The organism is Micromonospora sp. S4605 (genome assembly GCF_003176715.1).
Taxonomy (GTDB): Bacteria; Actinomycetota; Actinomycetes; order Mycobacteriales; family Micromonosporaceae; genus Micromonospora; species Micromonospora echinaurantiaca.
Genome location: NZ_QGSW01000480.1, coordinates 1 through 10,315, shown reverse-complemented (window position 1 = coordinate 10,315; position 10,315 = coordinate 1). Strand labels below are relative to the sequence as shown.

The 10,315-nt window shown below is 74.9% G+C and carries 9 protein-coding genes; 1 reads left to right on the top strand and 8 read right to left on the bottom strand.

The features are described 5' to 3' along the window. Window positions 1–73: 73 nt before the first annotated feature. From DLJ47_RS34815 to ald, 4 genes are all read right to left on the bottom strand, one after another. Window positions 74–1,045, bottom strand: a complete 972-nt coding sequence (locus tag DLJ47_RS34815; RefSeq protein ID WP_109906557.1) for a segregation and condensation protein A — start codon at window positions 1,043–1,045, stop codon at window positions 74–76. Window positions 1,046–1,281: 236 nt separating this feature from the next. After that, window positions 1,282–2,205 (bottom strand): ParA family protein, encoded by a 924-nt coding sequence (locus DLJ47_RS34810; protein ID WP_109906553.1) that lies wholly within the window; start codon window positions 2,203–2,205, stop codon window positions 1,282–1,284. Window positions 2,206–2,409: 204 nt separating this feature from the next. After that, on the bottom strand, window positions 2,410–3,402 hold the full coding sequence (locus DLJ47_RS34805; RefSeq protein WP_109906555.1) for a site-specific tyrosine recombinase XerD: 993 nt from the start codon (window positions 3,400–3,402) through the stop codon (window positions 2,410–2,412). Window positions 3,403–3,413: 11 nt separating this feature from the next. Next, window positions 3,414–4,529: an alanine dehydrogenase gene (gene ald / locus DLJ47_RS34800; protein ID WP_109906551.1), complete on the bottom strand. Its 1,116-nt coding sequence runs from the start codon at window positions 4,527–4,529 to the stop codon at window positions 3,414–3,416. Window positions 4,530–4,820: 291 nt separating this feature from the next. On the opposite strand from ald, the gene DLJ47_RS34795 reads away from it, so the two are divergent. Beyond that, complete coding sequence (locus DLJ47_RS34795; protein ID WP_088994696.1) at window positions 4,821–5,078, top strand: TM2 domain-containing protein; 258 nt, start codon at window positions 4,821–4,823, stop codon at window positions 5,076–5,078. Between the two features lie 88 nt (window positions 5,079–5,166). On the opposite strand, the gene DLJ47_RS34790 is transcribed toward DLJ47_RS34795, so the two are convergent. The 4 genes from DLJ47_RS34790 to DLJ47_RS34775 form a co-directional block, all read right to left on the bottom strand. Next, window positions 5,167–5,772 (bottom strand): NUDIX domain-containing protein, encoded by a 606-nt coding sequence (locus DLJ47_RS34790; RefSeq protein WP_109906549.1) that lies wholly within the window; start codon window positions 5,770–5,772, stop codon window positions 5,167–5,169. Continuing rightward, window positions 5,769–7,511: a CTP synthase gene (locus DLJ47_RS34785; protein WP_109906547.1), complete on the bottom strand. Its 1,743-nt coding sequence runs from the start codon at window positions 7,509–7,511 to the stop codon at window positions 5,769–5,771. Before DLJ47_RS34785 ends, DLJ47_RS34790 begins: the two co-directional genes overlap by 4 nt. Window positions 7,512–7,669: 158 nt before the next feature. Beyond that, window positions 7,670–10,009, bottom strand: a complete 2,340-nt coding sequence (locus DLJ47_RS34780; protein ID WP_109906545.1) for a hypothetical protein — start codon at window positions 10,007–10,009, stop codon at window positions 7,670–7,672. Next, on the bottom strand, window positions 10,009–10,315 hold a 307-nt coding region (locus tag DLJ47_RS34775; protein ID WP_146228276.1), incomplete at its 5' end, for a glycosyltransferase. The genes DLJ47_RS34780 and DLJ47_RS34775, both read right to left, overlap by 1 nt.

Below are 10,315 nucleotides of genomic sequence, written 5' to 3'. Positions count from 1 at the left end.
GGGCTGGGGCGCTGCCAGGGCGGGACCCAGGCGGCGGCCTGGTCGGCCAGGGAGTCGCGGCGCTCCTCGTTGCTCATCGCGGTCGTCCCTCCGTCGATCCCGTCTCGTCCCCGTTCGCCCCGGCGGGCGCAGCCGGGTCGGACGCCGTCCCGGAGACGGCCGGCGGGGTGGGCGGCTCCCCGGCGCTCGCGTCCTCGGCCGGGGTGCCGGCGTACTCGTCGATGTGCAGGTCCGGGCCGCCCTCGGCGGGACCCGTCCAGCGTACGGTCAGCTCCTCCAGGGCCTGCTCCTGGACGAACGCGACCAGGCCCTCCCGGTAGAGCTCCAGCAGCGCCAGGAACCGGGCCACCACCTCCAGGGTGGCGTCGCAGTCGGCGCAGAGCAGGGAGAAGCTCGCCGTGCCGGCCCGGCGTAGCCGCTCGGTGATGATCGCCGCGTGTTCCCGGACGCTGACCCGGACCATGTGCACGTGGGCGATGGAGACCTCCGGCACCGGCTTCGGGGTCATCGCCCGGATCGCCAGTTTGAGCAGCCGCTGCGGGCCGATGCCGAGCACCAGTTCGGGCAGCGCCTCGGCGTAGCGGGGCTCCAGGGTGACCGCTCGCGGGTAGCGGCGGCCGCCGACCTCCTCCAGCGCGGCGATGTGCGCCGCGGCCTCCTTGTACGCCTTGTACTGCAACAGCCGGGCGAAGAGCAGGTCCCGCGCCTCCAGCAGGGCCAGGTCCTCCTCGTCCTCCACCTCGGCGGCGGGCAGCAGCCGGGCCGCCTTCAGGTCGAGCAGGGTGGCGGCGACGAGCAGGAACTCGCTGGCCTCGTCCAGGTCCCACGAGTCGCCCATGGCCCGGATGTACGCGATGAACTCGTCGGTGACCCGGTGCAGCGCCACCTCGGTGACGTCGAGCTTGTGCTTGCCGATCAGTTGCAGCAGCAGGTCGAACGGTCCGGTGAAGTTCGCCAGCCGGACGGTGAACCCGCCACCCCCGGCCGCGTCCTCCGTCGCCGCACCGGCAGCGTCCGCCGCCACGCCGTCAGGGACCGCCGCCACGCCCTCGGAGTCCGCCCGGGCGCTGTCGGTGGACGCCGCCGCGTCGTCGCTGGCCGCCGGAACCGCGCCCGTGGCGTCGACCGGGCCGGCGGGGTCCCCGGCCACGGCGGCGCCAGGGCCGGCGGCAGCGGCTGGCCGCTGCTCCGGCGCGGCGGGCGGGTCGAGGGGCGGCGCGGTCACCGGACGACCGTAGTCCACGGCCGGCACGGCCCCGCGCTCTGGTGGTGCACTCCGGGCTACCGCTCCGCCTGGGCGGCGATCACCTCACGGGCCAGCTGCCGGTAGTTGCGGGCGCCGGACGAGGCCGGGTCGAGCGTGGTGATCGGGGCGCCGGCGACGGTCGACTCGGGGAACTTGACGGTCTTGGTGATGACGGTCTGGTAGACCTTGTCGCCGAACGCCTCCACCACCCGCTGCAGCACCTGCCGGCAGTGGGTGGTGCGGCTGTCGTACATGGTGGCCAGGATGCCCTCGAGCTCCAGGTCGAAGTTGAGCCGCTCGCGGACCTTGTCGATGGTGTCCAGCAGCAGTGCGACGCCGCGCAGGCTGAAGAACTCGCACTCCAGCGGGATGAGCACGCCGTGCGCGACGGTCAGCGCGTTGATCGCCAGCAGGCCCAGCGAGGGCTGGCAGTCGATCAGGATGAAGTCGTACTCCTTGCGGATCGACTTGAGCACCCGGGCCAGGGCCATCTCCCGGGCGACCTCGTTGACCAGCTGGATCTCGGCGGCGGAGAGGTCGATGTTGGCGGGCAACAGGTGCAGCCCGGCCACGTCGGTCTTGATCAGTACGTCGTCGGCCGTGACGTCGTCCTGCATGAGCAGGTTGTAGACGGACAGGTCGAGGTTGTGCGGGTTGACCCCCAGCCCGACCGAGAGCGCGCCCTGCGGGTCGAAGTCGACCAGCAGCACCTTGCGGCCGTACTCGGCCAGCGCGGCGCCCAGGTTGATGGTCGTGGTGGTCTTGCCGACCCCGCCCTTCTGGTTGGCCATCGCGATGATCCGGGCCGGCCCGTGCCGGTCGGTCGGCATCGGCTCGGGGATCGGCTTGCGCATCGTGTAGGCGGCCGGATCCGCCGGACCCAGGTCGTTGCCGAGCGCGGCCTGCTGCTCGCGGAGCTCCGACGTCCACGTCTCGGCACGGTCACCGTTGCCAGCCATGTCCTCGTTGCCCCCTCCCGACGACCACCCGGCGTCGGAGCCGACCGACGTCCTTCGCGGCGCCGCTGCGCACCCCGGTCGCATCGCCCCGCCAGGTCCGCGCCGATGCCGACTGTACGCCACCGGCCAGCAGGGCGTTCGGCACCCGCTCGGCGTGTCGGCCGCCGCCCTTTCCGGCCGGCCCGGGCGGCCCGCTGCCGGCGGTCAGCCGCGGGCGCGGGGGTGGGCGGTGGCGTACACCTCGCGCAGCCGCTCGACGGTGACCAGCGTGTAGACCTGGGTGGTGGTGACCGAGGCGTGGCCGAGCAGTTCCTGCACCACCCGCACGTCCGCGCCGCCGTCGAGCAGGTGGGTGGCGTACGAGTGGCGCAGGGTGTGCGGGGAGACCGCGTGCGGGCCGTCGACCGGCAGGCCGGCCCGCTGCGCCGCGCGGCGCAGGATGGTCCAGGCGCCCTGCCGGGACAGTGCCCCGCCGCGGGCGTTGAGGAAGACCGCCGGGGTGCCCCGGCCGGCGGCGGCCAGCGCGGGCCGGGCCCGCACCAGGTAGGCGCGCAGCGCCTCGACCGCGTACCCGCCAATGGGCACCAGCCGGGTGCGCCCGCCCTTGCCGCGCAGCAGGGCGGTCCCCTCGGCCGGGTCGAGGTCGTCCACCGCGGCGCCGACCGCCTCGGAGATCCGCGCCCCGGTGCCGTACAGGAACTCCAGCAGCGCCCGGTCGCGCAGCGCGAGCGGCGCGCCCTCGCCGGTGGCGACCACCGGGCCGGCCGTCTCCAGCAGCCGCACCACGTCGTCGACCGGCAGCGCCCGGGGCAGCCGGCGCGGCGGGGTGGGCGGGCGCACGTCGCGGCTCGGGTCGGCCCCGGCCAGCCCTTCGCGCACCGCGAAGCGGTGCAGGCCGCGCACCGCGCTGGCGGCCCGGGCCGCGGAGGAGGCCGCCAGCGGCGGATGGCCGTCCTCGCCGGCGCGCAGCCGGGCCAGGTGCGACTCGACCAGGCCGGGGTCGACGGCGGCGAGGTCGGCGACGCCCGCCGCGGCCAGCGTGGCGAGGTAGCGGTCGAGATCCCGGCGGTACGACGCCAGGGTGTTCGCGGACAGTCCACGCTCGACCGTGAGGTGGTCGAGGTAGCCGCGCACGGCGCGGCACAGGGCCGGCGCGGGCTGCGTGCCCGCGCCGGCCCCGTCCGGTGTTCCGGTCAGCCCGCCGCCTCTCAGGCCAGCACGTCGTCCAGCGGGAGGACGTCCATGCCGTGCGCCTCGGCGACCGGGCCGTAGGTGACCTGGCCGGCGTGGGTGTTCAGGCCGAGCGCCAGCGCCGGGTCGCGGCGCAGCGCCTCGCGCCAGCCGTGGTTGGCCAGCTCCAGGGCGTACGGGAGGGTGACGTTGGTCAGCGCGTAGGTGCTGGTGTTCGGCACCGCGCCGGGCATGTTCGCCACGCAGTAGAAGATCGACTCGTGCACCCGGTAGACCGGGTCGGCGTGCGTGGTGGGGCGCGAGTCCTCGAAGCAGCCGCCCTGGTCGATGGCGATGTCGACGAGCACGCTGCCCGGCTTCATCCGGGAGACCAGCTCGTTGGAGATGAGCTTGGGCGCCTTCGCGCCGGGCACCAGCACCGCGCCGATGACCAGGTCCGCGTCCAGCACGGCCCGCTCGATCTCGTACGCGTTGGAGGCGACCGTCTGCAGGTGGCCCCGGTAGATGGCGTCGGCCTGGCGCAGCCGGGCGACGTTCTTGTCCAGCAGCAGCACCTCGGACTGCAGGCCGAGCGCGATGGCGGCGGCGTTCATGCCGGAGACGCCGGCGCCGATGACCACGGTCTTGGCCGCGTACACGCCGGAGACGCCGCCGGGCAGCACCCCCCGGCCACCCCCGGTACGCATCATGTAGAAGGCGCCGACCTGCGGGGCGAGCCGGCCGGCCACCTCGGACATCGGGGCGAGCAGCGGCAGCGACCGGTCGGGCAGCTCGACGGTCTCGTACGCGATGCCGGTGACCTTGCGGTCGAGCAGCGCGTCGGTGCACTCCTTCGACGCGGCCAGGTGCAGGTAGGTGAAGAGCACCTGCCCCTCGCGCATCCGGTGGTACTCCTCGGCGATCGGCTCCTTGACCTTGAGCACCAGGTCGGCGGCGTCCCAGACCTCGTCGGCGCTGGCCAGGATCTTCGCGCCGGCGGCGGCGAACTCGTCGTCGGTGATGGTGGAGCCGACGCCCGCGCCGGACTCGACGAAGACCTCGTGGCCGTGGCGGGTGAACTCGTTGACGCCCGCGGGCGTGATCGCCACCCGGTACTCGTGGTTCTTGACCTCGCGGGGGATTCCGACCTTCACGATGCAGACACCTTCCTTCGGGGCCGCTCTCCCCCGACTGCTCGGTGCCACGGCGGCCCCATTGCCACCGCGGTCCACCGGTCCCGCCGGCGGCAGTCTAGGCGCGTCGGCACCCGTCGGGGGCCAGCACAGTGACATCCGGTGACCACCGACGCTGACGAAGTGTCAGGCGTCGCCTCGGCCGGCGGGGGTACGCCGCCTCAGCCGTCAGGACAGTGTTCGTCCATTATCGTCCCACTCGTTGGGTACCGCTGCGGACAGGACGAGAGTCGATCACTAAGGTGTCGCCTCATGACCACTCCTCCTTACCAGCCCGGCTATCCCGCGGGCGTTTCCGACAAGAGCAAGGTGATCGCCGGTGTCCTGCAGATTCTGCTGGGCGGCTTCGGCGTCGGCCGCTTCTACATGGGCGACACCAAGACCGGCGTGATCCAGCTGGTCGTCACCCTGGTGACCTGCGGCCTCGGCAGCATCTGGGGCCTCATCGACGGCATCCTGATCCTGGTCAACGGTGGCGTCGACGGGCAGGGTCGCCCGCTGCGCGACTGACCCGACCCCCGGGACGACGAAAGGGGCCGTGCGGCGTACCGCACGGCCCCTTTCCACGTCCTACCGGCGGACCGGCCCGACGTCCCGCTCAGCCCGGCACCGGGGCGTCCGCCCGGCGCAGCACCGACCAGCCGGCGTCCCGGGCCCGGGCCGCGGCGAGCAGGCCGGCGACGCAGGACGCGTTGGTGATCTCGCCGGCCAGCACCATGCCGACCGCCTCGTCCAGGTCCAGCCGGACCACCTGCAGGTCGGCCTCCTCGTCGCGGCGCTCGTGCCGCGACTCGGCCGGCACGTCGGTCAGCTCGCGGGCCAGGAAGACCCGGACCAGCTCGTTGGTGAAGCCCGGCGAGCTGTGCAGGTCGACCAGCACGTCCAGCCGCCCGGCGACGAGGTCGACCTCCTCGGCCAGTTCCCGGGCCGCCGCGGCGGCCAAGTCCTCGCCGGTGACGTCGGTCAGTCCGGCGGGCAGCTCCCACAGGTGCCGCCCGACCGGGTGCCGGTACTGCCGGATCAGCACCACCTGGCCGGCGGCGTCGAGCGCCACCACGGCCACCGCCCCGACGTGCCGGACGTAGTCGCGCACCGCGGTGCCGCCGCCCGGCATGGTCACCTCCTCGCTGACCACGTCGAAGATCCGCCCCCGGTAGCGCTCTTCGCGGGAGCGCACCTGGTAGCGGTGCTCGACGGCGCTCATGAGGCGGACGCCGCCTTGGTGGCGGCCGAGCCGCCGTTCTGGGCGGCCGCGTTCGCCGCCGCCTCCAGGTCGACCGGGAGCTGGTCGGCCTCGGAGTAGGTCACCGCCGCCTTGACGAACGCGGCGAAGAGCGGGTGCGGCCGGGTGGGCCGGCTCTTCAGCTCCGGGTGCGCCTGGGTGGCCACGAAGAACGGGTGCATGCTCCGGTCCAGCTCGACGAACTCGACCAGCCGCCCGTCCGGGGAGGTACCCGAGATGTGCAGGCCGGCCTTGGTCAGCGCGTCGCGGTAGGCGTTGTTCACCTCGTACCGGTGCCGGTGCCGCTCGCTGACCTCGGTGCTGCCGTACGCCTCGGCGACCAGCGACCCCTCGGCGAGCCGCGCCGGGTACGCCCCGAGCCGCATGGTGCCGCCCAGGTCGCCCTTGCCGGCGACGATGTCCTCCTGGTCGGCCATGGTGGCGATGACCGGGTGCTTGGCCTCCTCGTCGAACTCCAGCGAGTTGGCGCCGTCCAGCCCGGCCAGGTGCCGGGCCACCTCGATGGTCATGCACTGCAGGCCGAGGCAGAGCCCGAGCAGCGGGACGCCGTTCTCCCGGGCGTAGCGGGCCGCGCCGATCTTGCCCTCGATGCCGCGCACGCCGAACCCGCCGGGGATGACGATGCCGTCGACGCCGGCCAGGGCGGCCGCAGCGCCGGACGGGGTGACGCACTCGTCGCTGGGCACCCAACGCAGCTGCACCCGGGCCCGGTGGCCGAAGCCGGCCGCCCGGATCGCCTCGCTGACCGACAGGTACGCGTCGGGCAGGTCGACGTACTTGCCGACCAGCGCGACGGTGACCGTGTGCCGGGGCTGGTGCACCCGGTCCAGCAGGTCGTCCCAGCTGCTCCAGTCCACGTCCCGGAAGGAGAGGCCGAGCCGGCGCACCACGTACGCGTCCAGCCCCTCCCGGTGCAGCACCTTCGGGATGTCGTAGATGCTCGGCGCGTCCGGGGCGGCGGTGACCGCCTCCCGGTCGACGTCGCAGTAGAGCGAGAGCTTCTGCTTGACCTTGTCCGGGATGTCCCGGTCGCAACGCAGCACCAGCGCGTCCGGCTGGATGCCGATGCTGCGCAGCTGGGCCACCGAGTGCTGGGTCGGCTTGGTCTTCAGCTCGCCGGAGGGCGCCAGATAGGGCACCAGCGAGACGTGCAGGTAGAAGCAGTTGTCCCGGCCCAGGTCGTGGCGGACCTGCCGGATCGCCTCGAGGAACGGCAGCGACTCGATGTCGCCGACCGTGCCGCCGACCTCGGTGATCACGACGTCCGGCACCTGGCCGTCGTCGTCCGGGTCGGCCATGGCCAGGATCCGGGCCTTGATCTCGTTGGTGATGTGCGGGATGACCTGGACGGTGTCGCCCAGGTACTCGCCGCGCCGCTCCTTGGCGATCACCGCCGAGTAGATCTGGCCGGTGGTGACGTTCGCCTTGCCGGAGAGCGCCCGGTCCAGGAACCGCTCGTAGTGGCCGACGTCGAGGTCGGTCTCGGCACCGTCCTCGGTGACGAAGACCTCGCCGTGCTGGAACGGGTTCATGGTGCCCGGGTCGACGTTGAGGTAGGGGTCGAGCTTCTGCATCACCACGCGCAGCCCGCGCGCGGTGAGCAGGTTGCCGAGGCTGGAGGCGGTGAGGCCCTTACCCAGCGAGGAGGCGACGCCCCCGGTGACGAAAATGTGCCTGGTCGTCCGTGCTGAAGGGGCCAAGGCCTGCTCCCGTGTCGTCTGTCGCGGTCGTGCAGACCGCCGTGCCGATCAGCCAAGTGATCACGCGATCCACGGGATTCCACGGTAACACCTCACCGGCGGTGTGCCGGTGCCGCACCCGAGGTACGCGCCGGTCGGGGTCGGCCCGGAGCCGCCGGTCAGGACGTCGCGACCTCGGTGGACGACCGGGCGGCGCGGCCCCGCTCCCCCGGCCGCGGCTGGTCGGCCGCCGCCCCGGACGGCCGCCCGCCCGCCTCCGCACCGGGCGCGGACGATAGTCCGCCCGACTCGGCAGCCGGCGTGGACGGGGAGCCGGACGGGTCCGCGGCGGCGTCGGTCGACGAGCGCGCCGCGCCCGGCACGGCGCCCGCCGGGCCCTCGTCGCGCTGCCCGCCGGCCTCCGGCCGGGTCCGGTCGGTGGAGTGGTCCAGCACCCGCAGCGCGGACAGCGCCGCCATCGGCACCACCAGCGCCCCGGCCGCCCCGGCCACGTCCAGCGCCGACCCGCCCAGCACCCCGCCGATCACCGCGGCGACGGCGGTGCCCGCCATCGCCGCCCGGACCGCCGGGTAGATGCCGAACAGCCGCATCAGCCCACCCCACGGCTGGAGCAGGGCGAACCACACCAGCAGCGCGCCGGCCAGCGCCAGCACGGTCAGCGGGCTGTTGACCAGCGTCTCCACGTTTGCCGAACTCGCCCGGTGCACGGTCAACCCGCCGGTGCCGTCGCCCAGCGCGGCCAGGAACCGGCCCAGGCTGCCCCGCTCCGGTGCGGGCCGGCGCAGGTCGAGCAGCGCCAGGCCGACGGTCACCGCCAGCCCGGCCATCGCCGCCCAGGCCAACCGGCTCACCGTCAGCCACCCGCCGGCGCTGATCACCGCGGCCACGCTCACCCCGGCGGTCAGCGCGATGGCGCCGATCGGGTCGGCGCCGAGGTAAGGGCTGCCGACGACCACCACGGCAGCGCTGCCGACGGTGGCCACCACGGCCGGACGCCAGGAGCGGCGTACCCGCTGGGCCAGCCAGCCCGCGCTGAGCAGCGCGCCGGCCACGAACGCGCCGAGCCCGACGGTGCCCAGCCCGGCGTACCGGCCGCCCTCCAGGGCCGAGTAGCCGACCACGCCATTGAGCTGCAACCGGGCGCCGGTGACCACGTCCAGCCCGACGGTCAGCGTGGTCAGCCCGGCCACCGCGCCGAGCGGGCCGAGCGTCGCCGGGTAGCCGGGGGTGAGCCGGACGGCGGCGGTCGCCCCGACCACCAGCAGGACGGTCACCCCGGCGAACCAGGCGCCCGCGTGCTCGCCGCGCCACCAGGGCACCACGTCGGCGAGCAGGGCCGCCGGCACGGCCAGCGCGGCGGCGATCAGCAGCACCTCGACCACCGCCACCACCCGCCGGGACACCGGTTCCGGGCCGTACGGGCCGGCGTGCCGGCGGGCCCGGCGCAGCATCGGCAGCACGGCCAGGCCGAGCAGCAGCTGGGCGGCGGCGAGCAGGGTGAAGAACCAGCCGGCGACCCGCCGCTGGGCGGCCGCCTCCCGGTCGGCGTCGGCCGGTTGGGCGATCGCGGTCGCCAGGTCGGCCGGCCGCCCACCCACCGACTCGGCGGGCCGGCCCAGGAAGGGCCGCTCGGGCATCGGCCGGCCCAGCGCCGCGAGCGCGGTCGGCGCGAGGTCGACCAGTTGCAGGTAGCCCTCCCGACCGGTGCTCGCCGAGGTGAGCCAGCCGCCCTCCCAGCCCGGCCCGTCGGCGACCGCCACGTGCAGCCGGGACGGCAGGTCGGTGTCGGAGACCCCGGCGACCAGCACCAGCGAGCGCGGCGGGCGGGCGGCGAGCACCCGGGCCAGTTGGGCGTCGGCCGCCCGGGCCGCCTCCTGCCGGGCCGCCGGATCCTCGCCGGCCACGGTGCCGAGGTCGACGATGCTCAGCACGCAGGAGCCGAGCAGCACGGCCGGGTCCGGCGGCAGCGCCGGGGCGTACCGGTCGACCCGGCCGAACGGCCGGGCGGCGGCCACCGCCGCCCCCGGCCCGACCGCCACCGAGCAGCGCACCGACTCGGACAGCGAGCCCGGGACGGTGCCCCACGGCAGCCGCTCCTGGTTGTGCAGCACGACGCTCTCCTGGTCGGGCAGGTTCGCGCCGATGCCGTCCGGCTGCTCCACGGTGACCGCCGCCGGCGGGCACCCGCCGACCTGTCGGCTGCCGTTCCACGCCGCGTAGCTGCCCGCGCCGAGGGTCAGCCAGCCGTCGACCGGACAGGTCGGCCGGTGCGCGGAGCGCACCGACAGCGAGCCGATGGAGCCCCGCTGGGCCATCCGCCACAGCGTCGGGGTGGTCTGCGGGTCGACGTCCTCCCAGCGCAGCCCGGCCACCCCGGCCAGCACCACGTAGTCGGCGCTGCGACCGGGGGCCTCCGTCGCCGGCCGGGCCGCCAGCGCGGTGACGCCGAGCGCCACCACGACCAGGGTGAGCAGGGCGGGGGCGAGTCTGCGCAGCATCACCGGCGTCCCGTCGAGGGGGTGTCGGCGCCGGGGGTGGCCGGGCCGGCGACGTCCGGGGCCAGCTCGGCGTAGAGGGCGGCGAGCTGGGCCAGGGTGTCCGCCTCGGTGGGCCAGTCGGCGGCCCGGGCGGCGCCCCGGCGGGCCAGGTCGGCGCGGCGGGCCGGGTCGTCGAGCAGCCCGCGCACGGCCGCATCGACCTCGTCCACGTCGCCCGGCGGCACCAGCACCGCGGCGTCGCCGACCAGCTCGGGCAGGCCGCCGACGGCGGTGGCCACCAGCGGTACGCCAGCCCGCAGCGCCTCC

Coding starts and splice junctions, on each gene's coding strand:
- DLJ47_RS34810 (WP_109906553.1), bottom strand. CDS start 2,205: ATGGCTGGCAACGGTGACCGTGCCGAGACGTGGACGTCGGAGCTCCGC.
- DLJ47_RS34780 (WP_109906545.1), bottom strand. CDS start 10,009: ATGCTGCGCAGACTCGCCCCCGCCCTGCTCACCCTGGTCGTGGTGGCG.
- DLJ47_RS34790 (WP_109906549.1), bottom strand. CDS start 5,772: ATGAGCGCCGTCGAGCACCGCTACCAGGTGCGCTCCCGCGAAGAGCGC.
- DLJ47_RS34795 (WP_088994696.1), top strand. CDS start 4,821: ATGACCACTCCTCCTTACCAGCCCGGCTATCCCGCGGGCGTTTCCGAC.